Genomic DNA, 25,506 nt, shown 5'->3' with positions numbered 1-25,506 from the left:
AGGTTGTATAGATGAAACCTTTATCGGTGTCCGTGCGCAGCGTGGCTTCGGTGCTGTTGTTTGCCTCGCTTCTTGCTGGCTCACCAACGGCCAGTGCATTGACGCAGGATATCAGTGCGATTTTCAGGCCTGACCCTGCGAAGCCCCAAGAAAATGTATTTCTCAACACCACTCCGGTCAGTGGTTACTGTGCAAGTCATCCGTCGGAGTGCAAGGCTACAAAGACCTTCAGCATTCGATTACCCATGACTTTCAATTCGGCCGGTCCCATTCAGGCCAATCATGGAAGTGCTCGTCAGGGTGCAATGTTTAAAGTACCTGCCAACTGGCGTACGGCACGGGTGACCCATGCGAGTACCGGTGAAACCGAAACCGTTGAAGTACGCTTTTCCGGTCTCGGCTCGAAATACCGAATCCCTGCTGGCGTGGTCAATGTGGTAGGTGGGGGCGTAGACGTCCTCACCGCTCATCAAAGACTCTGGGGCGGTGTTTCGCATACTTGGGTATATGCTCCTGCGCCCTGTCGATACAGTGGTGTAGGTTTTTACACCGCTACGGATTACGAGTTTTTCTGGAAGACTCCAGTAGAAGATGTGTGCGCCAAAACATCCCGTTACCTGATCCCCAGCATGAGTTATACCCACCTGGATTTTGCCTACGAACTGCGCACACCCAACCCATTGAAGATGTCGTCCGGCCAATACACCGGGTCGCTGACCTATAGCGTTGGTCCGGGACAGGACATTGATATGGGCGATGTGGTGATCCCCAACGATTCGGCTCTCACGCTCAACTTCAAACTTGACGTCGAACACACCCTCAAGGTCGAAATACCCCCCGGCGGCAACCGCGTCGAATTGGTCCCCCAAGGCGGCTGGCAAGCCTGGTTGAACCAGGGGCAAAAACCGACCCGGCTGTTCCGTGACCAGCGCTTCCACATCTCAGCCTCCTCCCGTTTCAAGATGGGGCTCGAATGCCAATACGTCAGCGGCAATACCTGCGCGATCACCGAAACCGGCAGCGGTCATGCCGTGCCGGTGGACGTCAGCGTGACCCTGCCCGATGGCTTGACCGACGCCGCCGGACAACCGGTCAACCGTCGTCAGCTAAGGCTTGATGGCAGTGGTACCGAGCTGTTCCAGCCGGGCTTCTATGTCGATCGCCGCTCGGGAACCCTGCACTTCGAAGTTGGCCGTAGCCAGGTCGAAGCGATGCTGGACACCGGCGCCAAGGCGTATAGCGGCAACGTCACGGTGATTTGGGATTCGGAAGTCTGAACCCTGGGTTCGGTCAACGGCTGTTTTTCTCCGCCACGATTCGCTCTGCTACAGGAGGTTGCATAGATGAAGCTTTCGAGAAAACGGGCAAGCGGTATGGCTGCCGCGCTTGGGTTGGCCTGCGTGCCGGCTGTCCATGCCGCCACGGTGGACATCACCGCGCAATTCAGAGCGGACAGCGCAAAGCCTCACGAGAATAAGTTCGTCAATACCACTCGAAACAGCGGTTATTGCGAGCAATTCGTCGTGCTGTGCCAGTCGGCCGGGATATTCAGCCTGATATTGGGTACGGGCGCCTCAGGGGGGCCGATCCAGGCCAATCATGAAGATAGCCGGCAAGGTGCGATGCTCAAGGCACCGGCCAACTGGCGTACGGTACAGGTGACCCATTCAGGTACAGGCCATACCGAAACCCTCGAGTTTCGCGTTGTCGGCCTGGGCGGGGCGATCGGGCTGAGCCCCAGCCCCGCTGAGATTGTCGGTGGCGGCGTGAGTGACGAAACCGCCTACAACATGATCTTCGGCTCGACCTGGTGGCAAGCCCCGACGCCCTGTGTGAGGCAGGGGGCGACCCTTTCCCACGCCTGGTTCTTCTGGAAGACACCGGTAGAAGACGCCTGTGCCAAACCGGCCCGCTACCTGATCCCTCAGTTCGAATACCAGGGCCTGAGCTTTGCCTACGAGCTGCGCACGCCCAATCCTTTGCAAATGACAGGCGGCCAGTACCGGGGCTCGCTGACGCTCGGCATCGGACCGGGCCAGGATTTTGACTTCGGTGACGTCGTGCGCCCCAATGATTCGGCGCTCACGCTCAATTTCACCCTGGATGTCGAGCATGTCCTCAAGGTTGAAATTCCACCGGGGGGAAACCGGGTGGAATTGGAGCCTCGAGAGGGCTGGAAGGCGTGGTTGAGCAACGGCAGCAAACCGACGGTGCTGTTTCGCGACCATCAGTTCCACATCTCGACGTCTTCGCCGTTCACGATGAAGCTCGAATGCCGCTACATGGCCGGCACCGAGTGCGGTGTAACGGCGCCGGGTTCCGCTATCTATTACCCGGTGGATGTCTATGTGACGCTGCCCGACGGCTTGACCAATCCTGACGGGACACCGGTCAACCGTCGAACGGTGCCTGTTGGAAGCTTTGGCAATCCCGTTCGATTTCTCCCGGTCAGGTACATCGATCGCAAGCCCGCAACCCTGCATTTCCAGATCCGCAGCGTCAGTGTCGCGGCGATGCTCGATCGCGCGCCTGACACTTATACCGGCGCCGTCACGGTGATCTGGGATTCAGAGGTTTGAAACGACGGCGTGTCGTCCGGCGGTGTTCGGCGAGCCCTATTCAGTCAGCAATGTGCAGTGAGTTGCGTTTAATACATGAGGTTAAGAGAAGTGATGAAGCATCTAGTGGCATGGGTTGGTTTTCTTCTGTTTTGCAGCATGGCCCAGGCCGGGCCGCAGATTGGTGTCGGGGTGGTCTACGACTATCTCGACGGCGACAAAAGCACCTACATGAAGCGGGTGTTCAACGGCGGAACGTCCACGGCATTCGTCAAGGTCAACATTCTGGAGATCGTCTACAACGAGGACGGCAGCTACCAGGAATTGCCCCTGGAGAACCAGGCCGGCGCCACCTCCAAGGATGGCCTGATGGCCAGCCCGGCGCGGCTGATCGTGCCGGCCAACGGCATGCAGGGCACCCGGTTGCTGTTCATGGGCAACCGCGACAAGGAGCGCTATTTCCGGGTGCGTTTCGTGCCGGTGGTGCCGGAAGCCGAGGATGAATTTGCCGTCAGCGCCGAGGAACGCGAAGCGTACAAGAAGGAGCGGGTGGCGGCGGGGGTCAAGGTCCTGGCGGGCTACGGCACGGTGTTTTTCGTGCGGCCCAAGAACACCCGCTTCGAGACCGTGATCGATGACAGCGCCAATCGCTACCTGATGCGCAACAACGGCAACAGCGTCGTGGTGATCGATGAGTTCAAGGATTGCGACGCGAAGACGGATAGCGACTGCCGCCCGACGACCAAGCACCACGTCATGGCCGGGCGCACGTTTTCCTTCGACAAGGAGGCGGGGCGTGAGTACCGCTTCACGCTGATCGAGGGCAGCAAGAGCCAAGCCGTCGAGATCAAGGGTTGACGGTTGTCGTCGCCGAACCGTCGCAGACGCCACAGGTAATCAATATGTCCAAGACACTGCTACGCCCTCTTGCGTTGACCGCGCTGATGCTGCCCTGGGTTTCGGCCTGGGGAGCGGTCGAGCGGGAAACCTTCGAACTCCACGTGACCATCCCGACGGTCGATTTTTTTGTGCTGCCCCTCGACCCGCAACTGGTCCAGCGTGAGCAACGGCTGCCTTTCAGCTCCATCACCGGCGAGCTCGGTTCGCTGCGGGCGACGTATGAGGTGAAGAACACCACGGGCGGCATCGGTGCGCGCCTGGCCGAGGAGGCCTATTTATCCAATGGCCGCGAGCGGATCGACTTGCGGGTGAAGTTCAACGAGGTCGAACTGACCCTGGACTCGACCCAGGTCGTGACGGCGCTCGAAGCCAGGCCCGGACGCCAGGTGCCCCTGGAAATCGCCGCGATCAAGCCCGGTGATGGATACAGGTCGGGTGATTACTACGGCACGGTGCACATGGTGTTCGATGCGGTTGCGCCCTGACTGGCTTTTGTGGCGAGGGAGCTTGCTCCCGCTCGGCTGCGTAGCAGCCGCAAAGATGGCAAGTCAGAGGTATCCAGTTGGTTGGAAAAGCGTGGGGCGGCTTCGCCACCCAGCGGGAGCAAGCTCCCTCGCCACACGAGCCCGATAGCTTACAGAGTGGGTAATTCCCGGCCTTGATGCCGAGCTGGATGGGGGAGTTAGGGGGGTAATTCACAAGATCGGGCGGCTGACGGGTTAGTTGGCTGACTGGCTTTATGTGGCGAGGGAGCTTGCTCCCGCTCGGCTGCGCAGCAGCCGCAAAGATGGCAAGTCAGAGGTATCCAGTTGGTTGGAAAAGCGTGGGGCGGCTTCGCCACCCAGCGGGAGCAAGCTCCCTCGCCACAGGGAGTCCGCATGTCGTTTTATTACTCAGAAGAGGTATCAAACAATGTTAAAAAAAATAGTGCCCGTCACGGCCTCGGTTGTTGTAGCCCTGTGTTCTTCATGGGTGTCGGCGGCGGATGATGCCCGCGCATCTATCCACATCACAGCGAAAATCCCGAACAAGCAGTTCCATGTGCAGCCCCGCAACCCGGATTTCGGCAAGGATGAATACATGTACTACAACCCCATGACCTACAGATTTACGCCTTTGCGCCACATATATGATGTGAAGAACACCGACGGTTCCGTCCATGCCTATGTTGAGAATGGTAACAGCACAGGTGCCATCTATCTGAGCAACGGAGTGGATCATGTAAGCCTGAGGGCGGTATTCAACGGTGTACCTCTGGACAACCTGCCTCAGGAAGTCGTGGACGATGCCACGTCCACACCGGGTACCCAGGCGGAGATGCTAATCATGGTTGCGAACTCGCCTACAAGCCCACTCTCTCCCGGTATGTATAACGCTGACTTCACCGTGATCTTCGACGCGGTGCCTCGGGTCACCCGCTGATTTAGTGGCGAGGGGATTTATCCCCGTTGGGCTGCGAAGCAGCCCTAAAAGCCATCACCGTGTATCCAGGTTAGTTTGGGTGCTTTTTGCGGGGGCTGCTGCGCAGCCCAGCGGGGATAAATCCCCTCGCCACGGGTGTTGTATTTCATTTCATTACTTATAAGAAAATTCAGCATGTTTAAGAAAATAGTATCTTTTTCGGTCTTGGTCGTTGCAGCCTTGAATCCTTCATGGGTATTGGCGGCGGATGATGCTCGCGCAGCCATTCATATCACGGCGAATATTCCGAACAAGCAGTTTCATGTGATGCCACGGGATCCGGAGTTTGGTAAGAACGAGGTCATGCATTACAACCCTGTGACTAGCGCATTGTCCCCGGTGCGCCAGCTCTTTGATGTGAAGAACACCGACGGTTCGGTCCATGCCTACATTGATAGGCGCCCCGATCTGTTCAACGGCCGTAACTCGATCCCCATTGCTGTTGTGTTTAACAACGTTTATCTGAACCACTTGCCGAAGGAAGTGGTTGATGACGTAACATCCACCCCAGGTACGACGGTAGAGTTGCACATCTCCACGGCGTTTCCGATCAATCCCCAGGAACAGACTGGTTTGTACACCGGACAATTTACCGTGGTCTTCGACGCGGTCCCTCGGGTTAGCCTCTGATCTGTATTTTTGTTTCATTACTCATAAGAAAAATTCAGCATGTTTAAGAAGACAGTGTCCTTTACGGCCTTGGTCGTTGCAGCCTTGAACCCTTCATGGGTATTGGCGGCGGATGATGCTCGCGCAGCCATTCATATCACGGCGAACATTCCGAACAAGCAGTTTCATGTGATGCCACGGGATCCGGAGTTTGGTAAGGACGAGGTCATGCACCTCAATACTGTGACCAGAATGTTGTCTCCGGTGCGCCAGATCTTTGATGTAAAGAATACCGACGGTTCGGTCCATGCCTACCTTGAAGGGGATTCCTGGCTGCACGGTGACAAGTATCCGATTGTCACTGTTGTAATGTTCAACAATGTTCACGTGCAAGAAACACCGCAGGAAGTGGTGGATGACGCCACGTCCACGCCCGGTACGACGGCTGAGATGCGCATCTTTGCGCCGTTCCCGATTAGTCCCATGCAGTCAGGTTTGTACACCGGCCAATTCACCGTGGTCTTCGACGCGGTCCCTCGGGTCACCCAGTAACTCACCGTGCCACGGGGAGTCTCCACTTCGTTTCATTAATCAGAAGGAAAAAGTATGTTAAACAAAATCGTGTCCGTAACAGCCCTTGTTGTTGCAGCCCTGAGCCCTTCGTTGGTATTGGCCGCTGATGATGCCCGCGCACCGATTCATATCACCGCAAATATTCCGAACAAGCAATTTCATGTGCAGCCACGCAATCCGGATTTTGGTAAAGATGAGTACATGTATTACAACACTGTAAACTACGACTTGAGCACCATACGCCAGACCTTTGATGTGAAGAATACCGATGGCTCGATTCATGCCTACATTGAGGGGGGCTCTTTTTTGTCTAATGGTCGCTTGCGCATACCTCTGCGCGTCTTTTTCAACGACGTATTCTTGAACGAGGTGCCTCGAGAAGTAGTAGACGACGCCACATCCACGCCTGGGACCCAGGTGGAGATGTTCATCCATGCGAGTCATTCGCCTATCGATCGCATTCCTGGCCTGTATACCGCGAACTTCACTGTCATCTTCGATGCGGTACCCCGTGTAACTCTGTGATTTTTTGTGTGGCGAGGGAGCTTGCTCCCGCTGGGCTGCGAAGCGGCCCCCCTGAAGGGCCTCGTAATCACTCTGATCCACCGCGTCGTCAGGTTTCAGGGCCGCTGCGCGCCCCAGCGGGAGCAAGCTCCCTCGCCACAGGGGTTATGGTTGGCTTGCCACCAACGGCTTGCACTGGGTATGACTGCCCGGCTGCAAGTACGGCGAGAGAAACGGCGCCATACCCTTGAGCACCTGCACCGGCAAGGCCGAGGTGAATTTGAAGTTCTGTGCCGAGGCGCCCGGGACATAGGCGGTGAGTGTGCCGAAATGGCTGTCGCCGATGTAGAAGACGAAGGTGGCGGTGCGGTTGATCGATTTGGAACTGATCACCCGCCCACCCGAGCCGATGGCTTCGATGCGGTTGTCGCCGGTGCCGGTCTTGCCGCCCATGGCCAGCGGTGTGCCGTCGGCCAGTTTGAAACTGCCGGCCACGCGTTTCGCGGTGCCGGCATCCACCACCTGGGACAGCGCGCCGCGCAGGGCCCGGGCCACTTCCACCGGCATCACGCGCTTGCCGTTATCCGGGTTGCTCACCAGCCGTGTCTCGTAGGGCGTGTTGACGGCAAAGTCCAGGCTGTCGACGCGCAGCGCCGGTTGGCGGATGCCGTCGTTGAGAATGGTGCCTACCAGCTCGGCAAGGGCGGCAGGGCGGTCGCCGGAGCTGCCGATGGCGGTGGCCAGCGACGGCACCAGGTGATCGAACGGGTAGCCGACTTTCTGCCAGCGCTGGTGAATATCCAGGAAGGCTTCGATCTCCAGCATGGTGCGGATGCGGCTGTCGCGGGCGCTCTTGTGCCGGCTCTTGAACAGCCAACTGTAGACTTCCTGGCGCTCGAACTCACTGGCCTTGACGATCTGGCTGAACTTGGCGTCGGGGTTATTCAGCAGGTAGCCCATCAACCATAAATCCAGTGGATGGACCTTGGCGATGAAACCCTGGTCCGGCAGGTCATAGGCGCCGGGGCCGTAGCTCTGGTAGAGCCGTTCCAGGCGTTCGTCGGTGAGCTTCTCGGGGTTCTTGACCGACTTGAGGTGCGAGCGCACGAACAGGTTGAAGCTTTCCTGGCTGTCGCCGGGAAAGAAGTAGCGGTGCACCGCCGCCAGGCGGATCGCCGTGGGACGCATTCCGTCGAGGAAGGTTTCCAGGCGTTGGCTGGTGTCCTTTTTCTGATACTTCTTCCAGAACCTGAGCAGGAACGAAGTGCCTTCGCGGTCGGCGAACTGGGCCAGGTATTCCTGGCGGCGCGGGTCCTTGTCGTCCTTGAGCAGCTCGGAACTGTTATTGGGGCCGGCATAGGTGGCGTAGCGCACCAGGTCGCGCATCAGGCGAATGAACGGCAGGTTGATCGACTCGCGCAGGGCGTCGCGCAGGGTCGGGTTGCGGCCGTTGTCCTCGTTGCGGAAGTTGTGGAAGGTGTGCAGGCCGCCACCGGTGAAAAACGCCTCGCCGGGGCTGGCGGAATAGGTGCGGTCCAGGGCCGCCTCCAGCATCTTCGGCAGGCTGCGGTCGGTGTTCTGGATCAAATAGTCGACGGCCCAGCGCGAGAGGCGATCCTGTTCGGCGATATCGGCCTTCTTCAACGCCGCCGGGGTCTGCTCGGCATACCGCTCGTGCAGCTCGGCGATGATCTGCAGGTACGTGGTGAGGACTCGCAACTTGGCGGTGGAGCCCAGTTCCAGTTTGCTGCCTTCATTGATGTCGAAAGGTTGGTCGGTGCTGTCGGTTTGCACCCGTACCCGCGAGCCGTCGGGGGTCAGTTCCAGCAGGGTGAAGCTGTAGCGCACCTGGGTGGTGCTGGTGGGGGTTAGCAAGCGTTCGCCCATCAGGCCGATCTCGGCAGCGAACGCCGGGTCGGCCAAGCGCTTGAGGTACTCGGTGGCCTGGGCCTGCAAGTCGCTTTGCAAGGTGCTGGTGGCGGAGAGGTCCAGGCGATCGAGGTCGTACAGCGGACGATTGAGCAGCGTGGCGAGGCGACTGCGGGCGGCGCTGATGCCTTTGTTGGTTTCGTTGGGTTGCACGGTCGGGTCCTGGACCCAGTCGCGATAGCTGACCTGGCTCGCCAGTGCCGCCTCCGACAGTGCCGCATCGATCACGCCGTTCTGCGCCAACAGCCGGATATGGCTGTCGGTCAGGCGCGCCAGCTCTTCGTGCCCCTTGGACAGGTAATGGGACGGGCGGCGCTGGGCGATCATCAATGACAGCATTTCCCGCAGGGCCAGGCCTTTTTCCGCCAGACTCTTGGGGTCGTTGGCGGCACTGGACAGGCGCTCATTGGCCCGCTTGAAATCGGCGCCGTACCAAACCCGCAAGCCCTCCGCCATGCCGTGGACTTCACCGTGCCCCGGCACGGCCGAGAGCGGTACGCTGTTGAGGTAGTCGCGGATGATCCGCTGCCGCGCCTCAAGGGTTTGCGGGCCGGCCTGATAGGCCCGCACGCTGGCGGAAATCATCTGGCGGATTTTCTCCCCGCCCGACACGGTTAGGCCCTCGGGGGAGTGACGGTATTTTTCCAACTGCGTCGCCAACGTGCTGCCGCCGGCGGATTGTCCCGGCAAGCTCAACAGCTTGGCCATTTGCGACCAGGCCGCCATGGCGAAACGCGGCCAGTCTACCGCTGGGTTTGCCAAGGGCTGCTTGGGGTCGAGCAGGAAACGGTTCTCGATGAACAACAGACTTTGCACCACTACCGGTGGGATAGCATCGAAATTGGCGTACAACTGCTGCGGATACTTGAACTGATACACCGGCGCGGCGCGGCAGTCAGTGATGGTCAGCCCGGCCTGGATCTTTTCGGCGTAGGGCACGAACAGGCCTTTTTCGACGTAATCCATCAAGGCCGGTGAGAAACGGGCCTGGGCCTGGATAACGTAGTCGCGCTTGAGCAACCGCGGTAAAAACTCCCCCAGCGAGCTGTAGCCCAACCGCCGATCGAACGGGCCTGCACCCGGGTAGATGATGGCATCGCTGGGCCCTGGTTGCACCGAATAGCTCAGCGACGCGGCGTACTTGCTGATCTCCCGGGCCTGGAAGCGCGAGGTGCGCATTTCCTTGGCCACCGCCAGGCCGACCACCACGACGATAATCAGCAACAACAACCAGAACGCCCGCCAGCCATGCCGGGCGCGGCGTTTTTTTTGAGGTAAAGGCGCTTCTTCCATACGTTCAGTCGGGACCACAGGTTCATTCGAATCGGTTTGCCACAAAGCGCCCATAGTCGACTGATCCATTCACGCAGATTGATCGGACTTGCTTGAAGCTTAGACGGTGGTTGGCGTGGGGGGAGGGGAAATTGTGGGTGGCGGTCTGTCATGGCCAGTGGCATTCCTTTGTGGCAACGACTTTGTGACCAGGAGAGATTTATCTGTGGGTGAGGAGGTAATTATCTGTGGGTGAGGAGGTATTTATCTGTGGGTGAGGAGGTATTTATCTGTGGCGAGGGGATTTATCCCCGTTGGGCTGCGAAGCAGCCCCAATGCAGGCAACGCGATTATCCAGGCATATCGGGGTTGCAGTTGGGGGCTGCTGTGCAGCCCAGCGGGGATAAATCCCCTCGCCACAGATAAATGTCTTGTCACAGATACATTCCTGCCACAGACACATCCCCTGTCACAGATAAATGTCCTAGCCACAAGTACTACGACCACTTCGGAATATTCGCTCGACCTTCTCAGCGTCGATCAACCAACAGCATGGCTACGCTGCATCCAAACCCTCTTAAAGGAAGTAAGGAATGCATCCACGCCCCAATTCACATCGCCTGCGTCGAGGACGTTATTCGGAGCAGGGACGCGCCTATCTGGTGACAGCCGTTACTCATCAGCGCCGTCCTGTTTTTTCCAACTGGAAGGTTGGAAGATTGTTGGTTACAGAATTCAAATACGCCCATGATTCTGGCCTGGTGAACTCTTTAGCCTGGGTGGTGATGCCGGATCATTTTCACTGGTTGCTGCAACTCCACGACGGCCATCTGAGTCGTGTCATCGGTGCCACCAAAGCTCGATGCACCCATCGCGTCAATAACATGAGTAAAACCTCTGGCCCGCTTTGGCAAAGCGGCTTCCATGATCGCGCGATTCGTGACAATGAAGAGCTGCGGCCCTTCGCCGACTACATCATTGATAATCCGCTACGGGCTGGGCTGGTGGAATGTATTGGCGATTACCCTCTCTGGGATACTGCATGGCCTTGAAGCGCCTCATGCTCCCTGTCTGGACCGAGGAACACGGATTCCCTGTGGTGAGGAGAATTATCTGATAAAGATTTAATCTGCGATGGGGGAGATTATCTGTGATGGTGAGGTTATTGTGGCGAGGGGATTTATCCCCGCTGGGCTGCGAAGCAGCCCCAATGCAGACAACTGGATCTTTCAGACATACCTGGATGCCGTAGGGGGCTGCTGCGCAGCCCAGCGGGGATAAATCCCCTCGCCACAGGTGTATCCCTTGCCACAGGTGTATCCCTTGCCACAAGTGAACCCCTTGTCACAGGGGAATCCTCACTACAGGGCTGCGATGCCTGAAAGCCTTGTGCCAGAGCCATCGCCCCGCGCCCAGACATGACGCTGCACCCTCCCTGTGCAATACTCGGCGGCGCTTTCGGAAAGGTCTGTCGTCCAGATAATGCATCTCCGGAAACACGGTTTCTACTGAGGTTTCTCCCTGAATTTCCCCGGTTTTACAGTGAATCTCTCTATCCCTGGCTTTTTATACTGCACGGCCCGCTGATCCTGAGGGCGCTGTTCACAGGACGGTCTGTCCACGAAACAGACTGGTTTCGGCAAAGTGGCAGGCTTATCGACCTGCGGCTTTGGAGACTCGGTGGTCAATCCAATAACAAGACGAGGTTGTATCCCTATGGCTGTCGGCAATCATCTGCCCCATGGCGAGACCGCTCAGGGTGGTCCGCTCAAACGTGAGCTCGGTGAGCGGCACATCCGCCTGATGGCGCTTGGCGCCTGCATCGGTGTCGGGCTGTTCCTCGGCTCGGCCAAGGCCATTGAAATGGCCGGCCCGGCGATCATGCTGTCCTACATCATTGGCGGCCTGGCGATCCTGGTGATCATGCGCGCCCTCGGCGAGATGGCCGTGCACAACCCGGTGGCCGGCTCGTTCAGCCGCTATGCCCAGGACTACCTCGGCCCGCTGGCCGGCTTCCTGACCGGTTGGAACTACTGGTTCCTGTGGCTGGTAACCTGCGTGGCGGAGATCACCGCGGTGGCGGTGTACATGGGCATCTGGTTCCCCGATGTGCCCCGCTGGATCTGGGCCCTGGCCGCCTTGGTCAGCATGGGCTCGATCAACCTGATCGCGGTCAAGGCCTTCGGTGAGTTCGAATTCTGGTTCGCCCTGATCAAGATTGTCACCATCATTGCCATGGTCATCGGCGGCGTCGGCATCATCGCCTTCGGGTTCGGCAACGACGGTGTAGCCCTGGGCATTTCCAACCTATGGGCCCACGGCGGCTTCATGCCCAACGGCGTGCAGGGTGTGCTGATGTCCCTGCAGATGGTGATGTTCGCCTACTTGGGCGTGGAGATGATTGGCCTGACTGCCGGCGAAGCGAAGAACCCGCAGAAAACCATCCCCAACGCCATCGGCTCGGTGTTCTGGCGGATCCTGCTGTTCTACGTCGGCGCGTTGTTCGTGATCCTGTCGATCTACCCGTGGAACGAGATCGGCACCCAGGGCAGCCCGTTTGTGATGACCTTCGAGCGCCTGGGCATCAAGACCGCCGCCGGCATCATCAACTTCGTGGTGATCACCGCCGCGCTGTCGTCCTGTAACGGCGGCATCTTCAGCACCGGGCGGATGCTCTACAGCCTGGCGCAGAATGGCCAGGCCCCGGCCGGTTTTGCCACCACTTCGGCCAACGGCGTGCCGCGCCGCGCCTTGCTGTTGTCCATCGCCGCGTTGCTGCTGGGCGTGCTGCTCAACTACCTGGTGCCAGAGAAAGTCTTCGTCTGGGTGACCTCCATCGCCACCTTCGGCGCGATCTGGACCTGGGTGATGATCCTGCTGGCCCAGCTCAAATTCCGTAAAAGCCTGAGCGCTTCGGAACGTGCGGCGCTGAAATATCGCATGTGGCTGTACCCGGTCAGTTCCTACCTGGCGCTGGCGTTCCTGGTGCTGGTGGTGGGCCTGATGGCGTACTTCCCGGACACTCGCGTGGCGCTTTATGTCGGCCCGGCGTTCCTGGTGCTGCTGACAGTGTTGTTTTACACCTTCAAGTTGCAACCGACCGGTGATGGGCAGGGGGCGGTGCGTTCAGCTTCGTAAGTTGAGGGTGATGTAAAGAGAGCCTCGGTCAGATGACCGGGGCTTTTTTTTGGGGGTGACTGACCGTCCGTCGAAATCAGTGTTTGACCTGTAAGTTCTGACAGTAGATCGGTCCGGTACCATGGCATAGCTTTAAAGCCCGCCACTTGGGATATGGCAAGGCATCACGATGAAAGATTTTCCTGCTTTGCTGGTTATCGCGCTTGTTAATGGATTGATTCATTGGCAGGTGTTTTTTGTGTGCTACGGCGCTGCTGGACTACCCCAAGCGACCAGTAACCTCGCGGCGTTTTGTGTGGCTGCGGCGTTTTCGTTTTATTTGAATGCGCTTTACATCTTCGAGCCTGGGGAGTCATGGCGCGGGTATGTGTTGTTGAATGGCGTGATGGGCGCCTTGAGTTATGGTATCGGCTCGATCGGTGATGCCTGGAATTCTCCTGGGTGGACGACCCTGGTTTCATATTCATTGCTGAGTTTGTCGATGGGGTACGGCTTTTTCCGGTTTAAATGGCTTCATGGTCATCATCGGACATGAGCACGTCTCAGCAAGCCTTGCAGCCAACCGTTAAAAGTCCTGGGTCTGTGATTCCCTTCGTCGTCGATCTGGACGGAACGCTCCTCAAGTCCGATGTGCTTTTTGAATGCATGATGGCTTTCGTTCGTAGTCAACCGTGGCGATGCCTCAGCCTTTTGGGTTGGCTCGCTCAAGGCAAGGCGTACCTGAAGAAACAACTGGCTCAATCGACGTATATCGATGTCAGCCTGCTGCCTTACGACCCCGACGTGCTGGCCATGATTGAGGAGCAGCGCCGCCAGGGGCGCAAAATCGTGCTGGCCACTGCCAGCTATCACTCATTGGCGCGGCGGATCGGCGAGCATTTGCAGATGTTCGACGACATATTCGCGACCCGGCTGGAGTGCAATCTGTCAGGTCATCACAAGCGTGATTTATTGATCGAGCAGTTCGGTGAACGAGGATTCGATTACGTCGGCAATTCACTGGAAGATCTGAAAATCTGGCGTTCTGCCAGATATGCCTATGTTGTCAATGCCTCGGCGTCTGTCTTGCTCGGGGTCAAAAGTCTGGACAACATTGTGCAACCGATCCGTTCTGGTGTGACGGGGTTCGGCGCTTGGCGCAAGGCGTTGCGCATTCATCAGTGGGTAAAGAATGCGCTGATTTTCGTGCCTTTACTGGCCGCGCATCAGATCGCTAATCCGCTGTTGTTCTGGCATGGCCTGCTGGCATTTCTGCTCTTCGGGTTATGTGCATCCGGCGTCTATGTACTTAACGACTTGCTGGATCTGGAAGACGATCGCGGGCATCCAACCAAATGCACCAGGCCCTTTGCCAGCGGGCAGCTTTCGATTAAATCCGGCCTGATGGTTTGTCCTCTGCTGTTGATCGTATCCCTTGGGGGCGCCTGGTGGTGGCTGCCTCCGCAATTTGTCGTGGTGCTGGCGTTCTACTATGTTTTGACCTTGGCCTATTCGCTTAAGTTAAAGCGGGTCATGACACTGGACGTGGTCACGTTGGCGTTGCTCTACACGCTACGAATCATTGCGGGTGGCGCGGTATTCAATCTGGAACTGACGGCCTGGATGCTAGCGTTTTCCATGTTTATTTTCCTGAGCCTTGCGCTGGTCAAACGCTACACCGAACTGCTTGTTGTCTCGCGCAGTGGTCGTACCGATAAAACCAGTGGCCGGGATTACTACCCTGCCGATATGGCAATGCTGTCATCGTTAGGCGCGGCCTCAGGCTATCTCGCGGTGATGGTGCTGGCGCTCTACATCCGCGACAGCGCGACTGTCGCGCTATACAACCACCCTCAAATCATTTGGCTTGCCTGCCCCTTGTTGCTGTTCTGGATTACCCGAGTCTGGATCCTCACTCATCGCGGGTTGATGAAAGATGATCCGCTGGTATTTGCGCTCAAGGACCGATGGAGCTTGATCGTGGGCGCACTGTTTTGTCTTGTTTTCTGGAGTGCGACATGAACGACTGCCGTGATGCCGGAGGCCGGCTCATTGATATCTCGCAATCGTGCCAGCGATGAAACTCCTCTTGAATTCGTGGGGGCGATACCCCGCTGAACCGCAAGCCGCTCATCCTTGTGCCTGGCGAAATGATCTCGATGAACAGTGGCGGCGAGTGACCATTGCACATGGCTCGACATTACCGTTCGGCAATGGCCGCAGCTATGGCGACAGTTGCCTGGCCGGCAGCGATCATGTAGTCCACGTGCGTCCCTTGAACCGGTTCATCGAGGCCAATTGGCAAACGGGAGAAGTTTGCGCCGAGGCAGGTGTCACCCTGGGTGAAGTGCTGCAGCTGGCTGTTCCTCGCGGGTGGTTTTTGCAAGTTACGCCTGGAACCCGCCATGTGACGTTGGGCGGGGCGGTGGCTAACGATGTTCATGGCAAGAATCACCATTGCCGCGGGACGTTTGCCCATTCGGTTTTGCGCTTTGGCCTGCACAGGTCCGAGCAACCGGCGATGGTGTGTTCGCCAACGGAAAATCCCCAATGGTTTGCGGCCACAATCGGTGGATTGGGTCTGACGGGTATTATCAGTTGGGTCAGTATTCGCCTGCGCAGAATCCAGTCCAGTCGGATCGAAACGACTCGGGTGCGATTTGGTCGATTGAGCGAGTTCTTCGCCCTGTCGGCAGAACTCGATTCTTTGCATGAATACAGTGTGGCCTGGATTGATTGCCTGGCCACGGGACCTGCATCGGGACGTGGTGTCATTACCTTCGGTGCTCACTGCGAAAGTGGACCCCTCGAAGTCCCGACCGCTCGCGCCATGCATATGCCCGTCCGGCCGCCGGTATCCCTGGTCAACCCACTCATGGTGAGCGTGTTCAACCGTTGTTATTGGCACATGCAGCCGACGAGCAGGAAAACCCAGACGATTGCCTACAGCCCGTTTTTCTATCCGCTGGACGGTATCGAGCACTGGAACCGAATCTATGGACGCAAGGGATTTCAACAGTTTCAGTGTGTATTGCCGCAAGCGGTAGCCGAAGACGCCCTGGCAGAGTTGCTCAACGTCATTGCCCGGAGCGGCATGGGTTCTTTCCTGGCAGTACTCAAGCGTTGTGGCGATATCGCCTCTCCAGGATTGTTGTCCTTTCCGATGCCTGGAACGTCGCTGGCGTTGGATTTTCCTCAGAACCGCGCCTTGAGCACCACATTGCTGCCGCATCTGGACGCCATTGTTCATGAGGCCGATGGCCGCTTGTATCCGGCCAAGGATGCGCATATGAGCGCCAGCTTTTTTCAGCGAGCCTATCCCGCCTGGGAGCAATTGGAAGCCATGCGCGACCCGGCATTGATGTCCCGTTTCTGGCGGCGAGTCACTCAATGAAAAAAATACTGATTGTGGGAGCGACTTCAACCATCGCCAATGCCTGCGCCCGGCTCTGGGCAGGCGAGGGGAGCGAGTTTTTTCTGGTCGCCAGAGGTGAGCAAAAACTACAACAAACCTGTGCGGACCTGCGCGCACGAGGCGCGAGCGCGGCGGTGCCCTACATCATGGACGCCAATGACGACATTGCCCTGCATCGCGCCATGCTGGAGCGATGCCTGGAAACACTGCACACGGTGGATATCTGCCTGATCGCCTACGGCACGTTGCCCGATCAATCCGCGTGCGAACGGGACGTCGAGCTGGCAATGGCCGAGTTCGCCAATAACGGCAGCACGGTGATCGCATTATTGACGTTGGTGGCAAACCAGTTGGTCGCCCAGCGCAACGGCACGCTGGCGGTCATCTCTTCCGTCGCGGGGGACCGGGGGCGCCCCTCCAACTATGTGTATGGCTCGGCCAAAGCGGCTGTTTCCACGTTTTGCGAAGGGCTGCGGGCACGGCTGTTCAAGGCGGGCGCGCACGTTATCACCATCAAACCCGGTTTTATCGATACGCCGATGACCCAGGGTTTGGCATTGCCGGCATTTCTAGTTGCGCAGCCGGAGGTCGTCGCCCGGCGAATAGTCGCAGGCATCGAGCGCAAGGTGACGGTCCTTTATGTGCCCGCTTTCTGGGCGCTGATCATGTGTTTGATACGGGCATTGCCGCAGTCACTGTTCAAAAGGCTAAACCTGTGAGCCAGGTCCCGATGCTCTCCGGGTGGCGTTATCGGGTCTTGATCGGTTCGGTGGTCTGTTCGGCCCTGGCGTACCTGGGTATTTCCCTCTGGGGCGGCTGGTCGGCGGTGAGCAGGGCGATCAGTCAGGTCGGGTGGTGGCATGGGACATCTATTGTCGCCTTGGTTCTGCTTGGCTATGGGCTGCGTTTCTGGCGTTGGCAGGTTTACCTCAATGCCCTGGGACATTCACTGCCCTGCTGGCCTAGCCTGAAAATCTACCTGGCGGGATTTGCCCTGACCACGACGCCAGGAAAGGCTGGTGAAGCGTTGCGTGGCGTTCTGCTAAGACGCTGCAATGTGCCTTACGCACACAGTTTTGCCGCGTTGCTCAGTGAGCGGCTTTCGGATCTGCTGGCGATGGTGGTTTTGGCGCTATTGGGCTTGAGTGTTCATCCTCAATGGTTGCCGTTGATCATCACCAGTCTGGTGCTGCTGGCGTGCGGCGTACTGTTGGTGGCCCATCCAGCGCTGGTCGGCAGCATCGAGCGGCGCATCGACCGGGAACGCAGCTGGATCTCCCGATGGTTGCACTATGTCATCCAAGTGTTGCACCAGACCCGCAATTGCCACACCCCACGCTGCCAGGTAGGCGCGACGCTGTTGAGCCTCATGGCCTGGGGGCTCGAAGTGTTGGCGTTCTACTGGATCTTGAAGGCCATGGAAGCGGACGTATCCCTGACCTCTGCCATGTTCATTTATGCCGTTTCCATGCTGGCGGGTGCGCTGAGTTTCATGCCCGGCGGGTTGGGCGGTGCCGAAGCGGTAATGGTGGCTTTGCTGGCGTCTGGCGGCGTTGCCATGCCGAGTGCGATAGCGGCGACGGTTTTGTTGCGGTTGGTGACGTTGTGGCTGGCGGTGGGGTTGGGGGCTGCAATCTTGATCGGTCGAGAAAAATCATGAATTGGACACTGAAATCGAGGTCAGAAATGAGCGTTGGGCAGAGCACCAAAAAATGGCCGGCTTATCTTCCCCTGGCAGGGGCAGTGCTCTTCGGTTGCTATTTGCGGTTGCATAATATTGATGTTAATGGTCTTTGGGTAGATGAAGCATTCAGCGTAGCGACCAGTGATCCGAATAATAGCTTTATAGACGTTTATAAAAGAACATTGATAGATGTACATCCACCTTTCTATCAGGTGCTTTTATGGTTGTTTTATAAGGTTTTTGGCTACACTGAAATGAGTGGGAGATATCTGTCGGTTTTTATTGGTGTTCTATTGATTCCAAGTGTTTTTTGTCTCGGATGGCAGATGATCAATAGGCGCACAGGGCTGATTTGTTCATGGTTAGTGGCTGTAAATTTTTATTTTATCACTTACTCTCAAGAAACCAGGTCGTATGCGTTGCTGGTTCTTTTGGCTGTGCTTTCATTTGTATTTTTTATTTCGCTCTTGCGCAGTCCTACGAGCTTGAATGTTGTGTTATATGCGTTGGTCATGGCAATGCTGGTGAATACTCACTACTTTGGGCTTTTGCCGGTAGGCGCCCAGGTTGGGTTGTTTTTTCTGATTTATGGTCGAAAAGCTTTTCAAGTGAAAATGATGTTGAAATTTTTAACGGTGGGAGCGATTGTTTTCCTGACGCTACTTCCGAGTGCTGGATACATCGAGAATAATCTTGGGCGGCAGGGGTTTTGGATACCTGCACCGCAGGACTCATTTTTTATTCAGTTGTTCACGTTGTATTTTGGAAATGCATCACTTTCCATCATTGCCGCGATTTTAATGGCGTTGGGGCTTGTGAAGCTAGTGAGAGATACAGAGAGGAAAGAAGCTTTATGGGTATTAGTTTTATGGGTGGGTGTTTGCGTGATGGTTCCCTATGTGCGCTCGATTTACATTCAGCCTGTATTGACAATGCGCAATCTTATTGTTGTTTTGCCTGCGCTTTTGATCATGACAGGATATGGTCTCAGTCTTGTCCGCGATAAAGTGTTTTTTTATAGTGTGATCATTGCCTTTTTTTGTTTTTCAATGACACCATTGTATACCGCGGATAAACCTGTTCATAGCTTTGAAAATCAACTGCCCCCAAAAAGCCTGATGCGAGATGTTCTAAGGATGATGGTTGATCGATGCGCAGGTCGTTCAATTTACTCGGGAGTATCTGTGGAGGCTCAAGGGTATGCCAAGATTCTTGATTTGCCATTAAAAATAAATAGTGTCCGTGTGATGGAGAGGGATATTGAGTCTGCTGAAGAACCACTGGGAATTTGTTTTTTTAATACGAGCGGCATATTTGAGGCTGATGTGGAGTATATGAAAAAACATCATTTTAAATTGGTCAGGAAAGAGATAGTCGGTAACTCATCATTAACTGAGTATCAGTTTGATCCAAAATGAATGGCGGTTGCAGCAACACAGCAATTCAGTGTTGCGCAAGATTAGGCCGCAGCGATTTCTCTCGCCTCAAAACTATCCGCCCGCGCCATCTGCCACATCCGCGAATAAAACTCCCCATTCACCTCCCCAGTGAGCAATTCCCCCGGTTTCAAAAACACATGCAACTGCGAAAACAGCTTGATCTCAGTCGCTGACATCCGCCGTACCAGATGCTTGGGTTGCAGTTGCGAAGGATGCTCAAGCCCGGCAGCGGCGAGCATTTCGGCCAGGGCCTTGAGGGTGTTGCGGTGGAAGTTGTAGACCCGTTGGGCTTTATCCGGGACGACCAGGGCGCGCTGGCGCAGGGTGTCTTGGGTGGCGACGCCGGTGGGGCATTTGTTGGTGTGGCAGCTTTGGGACTGGATGCAGCCGATGGCGAACATGAAGCTGCGCGCGGCGTTGGCCCAGTCGGCGCCGATGGCCAGGACGCTGGCGATGTCGAAGGCGCTGACGATCTTGCCGCTGGCGCCGAGCTTGATCTTGTCCCGCAGGTTCAGGCCCACCAGGGTGTTGTGCACGAACAACAGGCCCTCGCGCAGCGGCACGCCGATGTGGTCGGTGAATTCCACTGGCGCCGCGCCCGTGCCGCCTTCCTTGCCGTCCACCACGATGAAGTCGGGGAGGATTCCGCTTTCCAGCATGGCCTTGGCGATGCCCATGAATTCCCAGGGGTGGCCCAGGCAGAATTTGAAGCCCACCGGTTTGCCGCCGGACAGTTCGCGCAGTTGCTGGACGAACTGCATCAGTTCGATCGGCGTGGAAAACGCGCTGTGACGTGACGGCGAAACACAATCCTCGCCCATGAGGATGCCCCGGGTCTCGGCGATTTCCCGGGTGACCTTGTGCTTGGGCAGGATCCCGCCATGGCCGGGTTTGGCGCCCTGGCTCATCTTGATTTCAATCATCCGCACCTGCGGGTTCTGTGCCTGGGCGGCGAAGCGCTCCGGGTCGAAGCGCCCGTCGCTGGTGCGGCAGCCGAAATAACCGCTGCCCAGTTCCCAGGTCAGGTCGCCGCCGTGTTCGCGATGGTAGGGGCTGATGCTGCCTTCACCGGTGTCGTGGGCGAAGTTGCCCAACTTGGCACCTTGGTTCAACGCCCGGATCGCATTGGCGCTCAGGGAGCCGAAACTCATCGCCGAGATGTTGAACACTGACGCTGAGTACGGCTGGGTGCACTGCGGGCCGCCGACCGTCACGCGAAAACCGCTGGGATCGCTCAACGGTGCCGGGCGCATGGAATGGCCGATGAATTCGAAGCCTGTCTGGTAGACGTCGATCAGGGTGCCGAAGGGTTTGTCGGCGCTTTCGTTCTTGGCCCGGGAGTACACCAGCGAACGTTGGGCCCGGGAGAAGGGCAGGGCCTCGCTGTCGGATTCGAGCAGGTACTGGCGGATTTCCGGTCGGATGCCTTCGACCAGGTAGCGGATGTTGCCCAGGATCGGATAGTTGCGCCGCACCGCATGGCGGCTTTGCAGCAGGTCGAACAGCCCCAGCAGGCTTAACAGCCCCGTCACCAGTGCCATCGGCCAGAGCCAGTCGTGTTGCAGGAACGGCAGGCTGGCGAGGGTGAAGATGACACAGCCGGCGAAGAAGGCGTAACGGCTCAGCAGCGACAGGCTCATGCGGTTTCCTTGGGGGGGAGCGGTTGGCGAGACATTAGCTTGGAATTCAGCCTGTGGCGAGGGAGCTTGCTCCCGCTGGGCTGCGAAGCGGCCCCAATTGGATCACTGCGATCATTCAGGTAGACCGCGTCAGGCGTTTTGCGACGGCTGCGCCGCCGAGCGGGAGCAAGCTCCCTCGCCACAAGAGCCTGCTCGCTGCTGTTAGGCGATACAGTTGCTCAGCCCGCCTGCTTCATCTGCCGCAACGGTAATTCCACGCGGAAGGTGGTGCCGACGCCGACTTCGCTGCGTACCGTGATTTCGCCGTGGTGTTTTTTCACGATGCCGTAGGACAACGACAGCCCGAGCCCTGTGCCCTGGCCGATGGGTTTGGTGGTGAAGAACGGGTCGAAGATTTTCTGCAGGGTATCGGGGGGGATGCCCGAGCCGTTGTCGGCGACTTCGATCCATACGGTTTCATCACCAACGCCGTTGCGCAGGGTGATGGTGCCGCGCTCGGGGCCGATGGCCTGGGCGGCGTTGACGATCAGGTTCATGATCACCTGGTTGATCTGCGACGGCAGGCATTCCACTTCCGGCAACGGCGTGTACTCCTTGACCACGTCGGCCTTGTATTTGATTTCATTGGCGACGATGTTCAACGTCGAATCCATGCCCTGCTGCAAATTGGCCATCTGCCATTCCTGGCTGGAATCGACGCGAGAGAAGTCCTTCAGGTCCTTGACGATCTGCCCGACCCGGCCAATGCCATCCTTGGACTCCTTGATCAGCAGGGGAATGTCCTCGACGAGAAAGTCCAGCTCCACCTGTTCGCGCAGCTTGCGCAATTGCACCACCAGCTCCGGCGAGGCGATGGCCCCCTCGGCGCTGCCGTAGGCGCTGAGCATTTCCTGGAGTTTGCCGAAGTAGCCGTCCAATGCACCGAGGTTGGAAGAAATGAAACCGATCGGGTTGTTGATTTCATGGGCCACCCCAGCCGCCAACTGTCCCAGCGAGGCGAGCTTTTCCGATTGCACCAGTTGGGTTTCCAGCATCTTGCGTTCGTCGATTTCCATTTGCAGCAGCTCGCTGGCCTGTTTGAACGCCTGGGTGCGTTGTTCCACCAGGTCTTCGAGCTTGTTCATTTTCAGTTCCGCGCGGGAGGTCATTTCCCATTTGGTAGTCAGGGTGTTGGCCATCTGCTGGACTTCGATGTTGTCGAACGGTTTTTTCAGGATCAGCAAACGGTCGTGGCCGTTCAGACGGTCGAGCAGTTCATCCCAGGAATAATCCGAATAGGCGGTGCAGACCACCACTTGCAACTGCGGGTCGCGCTTCCAGAGTTCTTCGATGGTCTTGGCGCCATCCCAGCCTTCGGGCATGCGCATGTCGACAAAGGCCAGGGCATAAGGACGCCCTTTTGCCGATGCCTCCAGCAACTTGTTCAGGCCTTCCATCCCGCCATAGGCCGAGTCGAGTTCGAACACGGTGGCAGCAGGTTTTGGTGCTTCGCCGAACAGCGCGCTTTCCATGTCCAGCAAGTCAGCGTTGCTGTCATCCTCCGGGGTGAGGATCTTGCGGAAATCTTCATGAATGGCGGGTGTATCGTCGATCAACAGGATGCGGCGGTTACTCATGCTATTCATGGCTCACCTTCTGCAAGTTTCAGGGGCAGTTGCAGTTGGAACGTCGCCCCCCTGCCTGGCCCCTCACTGTGGGCGGTGAGGCGGCCTTCCATTTCAATGGCCGCCAATGCGCAACTGTGCAGGCCAAAGCCGTGGCCTTCCTTACGCGTGGTAAAACCGTGGGCGAAGATGCGCGTCATGTTTTCCTCCGGGATACCTTCGCCTTCGTCCTTGACGCTGATTTGCAGGGTCTGGCCATCGACGACGGCAGCCTTCAGGGTCATGTTTCGCGCATGATTGGAAACCCCCGCCATGGCGTATTTGGCGTTGCTAATCAGGTTGATCAGGATCAACAGCAAGCGGTGTTTGTCACCCATGATCCGCGGCACATCGCCGTATTCCTTGATCACCGTAACATGGTGACGGGTCAGGGCGCCCGAATTCATGCGCAAGGCATCTTCGAGCAGTTCGCTGACCACCAAGGGTTCCAGCAGGCTGTTGGCCCCGGCATAGGATTGCTGGGTGGAAACGATGTCCTTGATGTGGTCCACGCTCTTGCTCAACTGGGCCAGTTCGTCGGTCATGCCCTGTTGCTCGAGCGCGATGGCCTCGACCAGTTGGTTGAGGTAACCGGGCAGCAGCTTGCCTTTGGCGTCTTCGGTGAAAAAGTGCCCGAGGTTATCGGCGTGTTCGTTGATCAGTTGCATCGCCTTGCCCAGCCCCTGGGCCTTGCTACTGCGCAGTTTGCGGCTGACCAGGTCGGCGGAGATGTTCACGCTGTTGAGGACGTTGCCGACGTTGTGCAGCACGTTGGTGGCGATTTCCGCCATGCCGGCCTGGCGGGCGGTGTCCATCAATTCGCTCTGGGTGTCCTTGAGCTGGCGGGTCCGTTCTTCAACCCGCTGTTCCAGTTCATCGTTGGCGCTTTGCAGAGCGTTGTTGACCCTTTTGATCTCGGCGAAACTGCGTACCAGCCGGATCGCCAGCCAGATCAGTATCAAGACCAGGAACGTGGCGAACACCAGCAGGTAGACGTGGTTACGTTCGTACTTGGCCGCGGCTTTGCTCTGGTCTTTCTCCAACAGGTCAGTAATGGTGTCCAGGTGTCCGGACACGGGGATCGCTTCGATGGCCGCTAACAGCTCATTGACCCGCGGTTGTTCGCGCAGGATCAGCGCGATGTGCCTGCTCAGGATGTCAACAGGGCCTTGAAGCCCCTGGGGCATGCGCTCCTTGTTGATGTCCAGCCGGTTCAGGCCCAGCAGCACTTCGGCGGCTACCTCGCTGGTGCTCAACTGGGCGAACTCCATGCTGCTGAGCAACAGGTCGTAGGTGTCGATGGCGACGTTTTGCAGTTGCAGGCGCTCCGTGTCGGCCAGCCGGGCGAACTGGGCCTGGATGTCGTCCTCGGCGGAGGGCAGGAAGGCCATGGAGTTGCGCAGCACCGCGTTGTGGGATTTGAACTGTTCCACCAACCGGGTCTTTTCCTTGACCGCCTTGAGGTACTCGTCGCGCTGGGCTTCCCAGAGTGACGGCTTGTGGCGTCCGGGCTCCGATTCGATGGCGTCGAGACGCTGCCACAGGCGCGCCATTTCATGCAGGGGCGTGACCAGGGGATCGTAGTTTTGGGTCAGGGCGATCCGCGACTTGAGCACTTCGTTGTCCCAGATGGCGTCCTGCTGCTTGAGCAGGCGAATCAGATCCCGGGACTCAATGTACGAGGCGGCCTGCTGGGCCCCTGAATTGATGTACATGAACAGCAGGACCGATGCCAGCAACAGGCCGATGAACGCAAGGCCGAGGCGACGGAGAGTGGTCATAGGGGCTTGCCCTCCGATTCACCGGTCAGCGTCTTGAGGAACTCGACGATCAGGGTCGTATCGTTCTTGAGGGGCTCACGCCCCAGTTGGTACTTGAACATGATCTCCACCGCGCGTTCCAGGGTCGGTGCCGACGCGTCATGGAAATACGGGGCGGTGACGGCCACATTGCGCAGGCTGGGCACCTTGAAGACCTGGCGGTCGGCTTCATCGCCAGTGATGTTGAAGCGTCCTTCGTCGGCTCGGGTAGGGTTGCCCCGATCCTTGATGTAGTCGCCCATCACCCCGAACTTCTGGAACATGTTGCCGCCGATGTTCACGCCTTGGTGGCAGGCGATGCAGCCGTACTCCTTGAAGCGCTGGTAACCGAACTTTTCCCGGGGCGTGAGGATGTCGGTATTGCCCAGCAGGTATTGGTCGAAGCGCGAATTGGGTGTCTGCAAGGTGCGCTCGTAATCCGCCAGTGCGCCCTGGATATTGGGCTTGGTCACGCCGTCGGGATACGCGTCCTTGAAGTCCTTGGCATAACCGGGGTCATTGGCGATGCGCTTGACGACCGATTCCCAGGTGCTGCCCATTTCCGCCGGGCTGGTCACGACTGCGTGGACCTGTTCTTCCAACGTGTCGACGCGACCATCCCAGAACTGGTGGAAGTTCAGGCCGGCATTGAACACGGTCGGCGTATTGACCTCCACCGGCTTGCCGTCGAAGCCCAGGGAGAACGGCTTGTCGTCGGCACCGCCCTTGTCCAGGCGATGGCAACTGGCACAGGACAGGGTGTTGTTGACCGACAGCCGCGGGTCATTGAACAGCCGCAACCCCAGTTGGACGCGCTTGGGGTCCAGGGCCGGAGCCGCTGGCAGGGGTTTGAGGGGTTCGTCCAGTGGCTCGGCGTGAGCGGTCACGCTTGATCCCACGAGTAGGCCGAGAGCCAGAATCAGTCCATGTAACGCCATGGGATGCTTTCCTTGAAACTTTGGT

Annotated in this window: 21 protein-coding genes; 16 read left to right on the top strand and 5 right to left on the bottom strand. The window is 57.8% G+C overall.

Annotated elements, in window-relative coordinates; translation table 11 throughout:
• The first annotated feature begins 11 nt into the window (after positions 1–11).
• The 8 genes from BLO97_RS09930 (at position 12) to BLO97_RS09895 (ending at position 6,626) form a co-directional block, all read left to right on the top strand.
• Positions 12–1,277: a hypothetical protein gene (locus tag BLO97_RS09930; RefSeq protein ID WP_092345725.1), complete on the top strand. Its 1,266-nt coding sequence runs from the start codon at positions 12–14 to the stop codon at positions 1,275–1,277.
• A gap of 66 nt (positions 1,278–1,343) precedes the next feature.
• Entirely contained in the window at positions 1,344–2,579 is a 1,236-nt protein-coding gene (locus tag BLO97_RS09925; protein WP_092345723.1) for a hypothetical protein, read from the top strand.
• Between the two features lie 93 nt (positions 2,580–2,672).
• Complete coding sequence (locus tag BLO97_RS09920) at positions 2,673–3,416, top strand: pilus assembly protein (RefSeq protein ID WP_092223389.1); 744 nt, start codon at positions 2,673–2,675, stop codon at positions 3,414–3,416.
• 44 nt (positions 3,417–3,460) lie between these two features.
• On the top strand, positions 3,461–3,943 hold the full coding sequence (locus tag BLO97_RS09915) for a CS1 type fimbrial major subunit (RefSeq protein WP_092345721.1): 483 nt from the start codon (positions 3,461–3,463) through the stop codon (positions 3,941–3,943).
• 427 nt (positions 3,944–4,370) lie between these two features.
• Positions 4,371–4,880, top strand: a complete 510-nt coding sequence (locus BLO97_RS09910) for an adhesin (protein ID WP_092223393.1) — start codon at positions 4,371–4,373, stop codon at positions 4,878–4,880.
• A 174-nt stretch (positions 4,881–5,054) separates the two neighbouring features.
• Positions 5,055–5,549 (top strand): CS1 type fimbrial major subunit, encoded by a 495-nt coding sequence (locus BLO97_RS09905; RefSeq protein WP_092345719.1) that lies wholly within the window; start codon positions 5,055–5,057, stop codon positions 5,547–5,549.
• 39 nt (positions 5,550–5,588) lie between these two features.
• Complete coding sequence (locus tag BLO97_RS09900) at positions 5,589–6,080, top strand: adhesin (RefSeq protein WP_092345717.1); 492 nt, start codon at positions 5,589–5,591, stop codon at positions 6,078–6,080.
• A gap of 54 nt (positions 6,081–6,134) precedes the next feature.
• Positions 6,135–6,626, top strand: coding sequence for an adhesin (locus tag BLO97_RS09895; protein WP_092223399.1), 492 nt, complete (start codon positions 6,135–6,137; stop codon positions 6,624–6,626).
• Positions 6,627–6,770: 144 nt separating this feature from the next.
• On the opposite strand, the gene BLO97_RS09890 is transcribed toward BLO97_RS09895, so the two are convergent.
• A complete protein-coding gene (locus BLO97_RS09890) occupies positions 6,771–9,881 on the bottom strand; it encodes a transglycosylase domain-containing protein (protein WP_092223401.1) in 3,111 nt (1,036 codons plus the stop codon).
• Positions 9,882–10,399: 518 nt separating this feature from the next.
• On the opposite strand from BLO97_RS09890, the gene BLO97_RS09885 reads away from it, so the two are divergent.
• The 8 genes from BLO97_RS09885 (at position 10,400) to BLO97_RS09850 (ending at position 19,440) form a co-directional block, all read left to right on the top strand.
• Positions 10,400–10,858 (top strand): REP-associated tyrosine transposase, encoded by a 459-nt coding sequence (locus BLO97_RS09885; RefSeq protein WP_092223403.1) that lies wholly within the window; start codon positions 10,400–10,402, stop codon positions 10,856–10,858.
• Positions 10,859–11,522: 664 nt separating this feature from the next.
• Positions 11,523–12,944: an amino acid permease gene (locus tag BLO97_RS09880; protein ID WP_092345715.1), complete on the top strand. Its 1,422-nt coding sequence runs from the start codon at positions 11,523–11,525 to the stop codon at positions 12,942–12,944.
• A gap of 169 nt (positions 12,945–13,113) precedes the next feature.
• Entirely contained in the window at positions 13,114–13,479 is a 366-nt protein-coding gene (locus tag BLO97_RS09875) for a GtrA family protein (protein WP_092223409.1), read from the top strand.
• Entirely contained in the window at positions 13,476–14,945 is a 1,470-nt protein-coding gene (locus BLO97_RS09870) for a UbiA family prenyltransferase (protein WP_092345713.1), read from the top strand. The genes BLO97_RS09875 and BLO97_RS09870 overlap by 4 nt, the downstream gene beginning before the upstream one ends.
• Positions 14,946–15,000: 55 nt before the next feature.
• On the top strand, positions 15,001–16,317 hold the full coding sequence (locus BLO97_RS09865) for an FAD-binding oxidoreductase (RefSeq protein WP_092345711.1): 1,317 nt from the start codon (positions 15,001–15,003) through the stop codon (positions 16,315–16,317).
• Complete coding sequence (locus BLO97_RS09860) at positions 16,314–17,057, top strand: SDR family oxidoreductase (protein ID WP_092345709.1); 744 nt, start codon at positions 16,314–16,316, stop codon at positions 17,055–17,057. Before BLO97_RS09865 ends, BLO97_RS09860 begins: the two co-directional genes overlap by 4 nt.
• On the top strand, positions 17,054–17,998 hold the full coding sequence (locus tag BLO97_RS09855; protein WP_092345707.1) for a lysylphosphatidylglycerol synthase transmembrane domain-containing protein: 945 nt from the start codon (positions 17,054–17,056) through the stop codon (positions 17,996–17,998). Before BLO97_RS09860 ends, BLO97_RS09855 begins: the two co-directional genes overlap by 4 nt.
• Entirely contained in the window at positions 17,995–19,440 is a 1,446-nt protein-coding gene (locus BLO97_RS09850; protein WP_092223420.1) for a glycosyltransferase family 39 protein, read from the top strand. The genes BLO97_RS09855 and BLO97_RS09850 overlap by 4 nt, the downstream gene beginning before the upstream one ends.
• Before the next feature lie 41 nt (positions 19,441–19,481).
• Here BLO97_RS09850 and BLO97_RS09845 read toward each other — a convergent pair whose 3' ends face one another.
• From BLO97_RS09845 to BLO97_RS09830, 4 genes are all read right to left on the bottom strand, one after another.
• The gene (locus BLO97_RS09845) at positions 19,482–21,101 is read right to left on the bottom strand and encodes an FMN-binding glutamate synthase family protein (RefSeq protein ID WP_092345705.1); all 1,620 of its coding nucleotides are present in this window, start codon (positions 21,099–21,101) and stop codon (positions 19,482–19,484) included.
• Positions 21,102–21,319: 218 nt separating this feature from the next.
• Complete coding sequence (locus BLO97_RS09840) at positions 21,320–22,726, bottom strand: ATP-binding protein (RefSeq protein ID WP_092146938.1); 1,407 nt, start codon at positions 22,724–22,726, stop codon at positions 21,320–21,322.
• Positions 22,723–24,525, bottom strand: a complete 1,803-nt coding sequence (locus tag BLO97_RS09835) for a DAHL domain-containing protein (protein WP_092223424.1) — start codon at positions 24,523–24,525, stop codon at positions 22,723–22,725. Before BLO97_RS09835 ends, BLO97_RS09840 begins: the two co-directional genes overlap by 4 nt.
• Positions 24,522–25,481 carry a cytochrome-c peroxidase gene (locus BLO97_RS09830; protein ID WP_092146942.1) on the bottom strand — a complete coding sequence of 320 codons (960 nt, stop codon included), beginning with the start codon at positions 25,479–25,481 and terminating at the stop codon, positions 24,522–24,524. Before BLO97_RS09830 ends, BLO97_RS09835 begins: the two co-directional genes overlap by 4 nt.
• Between the last annotated feature and the right edge of the window lie 25 nt (positions 25,482–25,506).

Origin of the sequence: Pseudomonas sp. NFACC05-1, assembly GCF_900100135.1 — a bacterium.
Taxonomy (GTDB): domain Bacteria; phylum Pseudomonadota; class Gammaproteobacteria; order Pseudomonadales; family Pseudomonadaceae; genus Aquipseudomonas; species Aquipseudomonas fluorescens_Q.
This window is presented reverse-complemented; position numbering and strand designations above follow the sequence as displayed.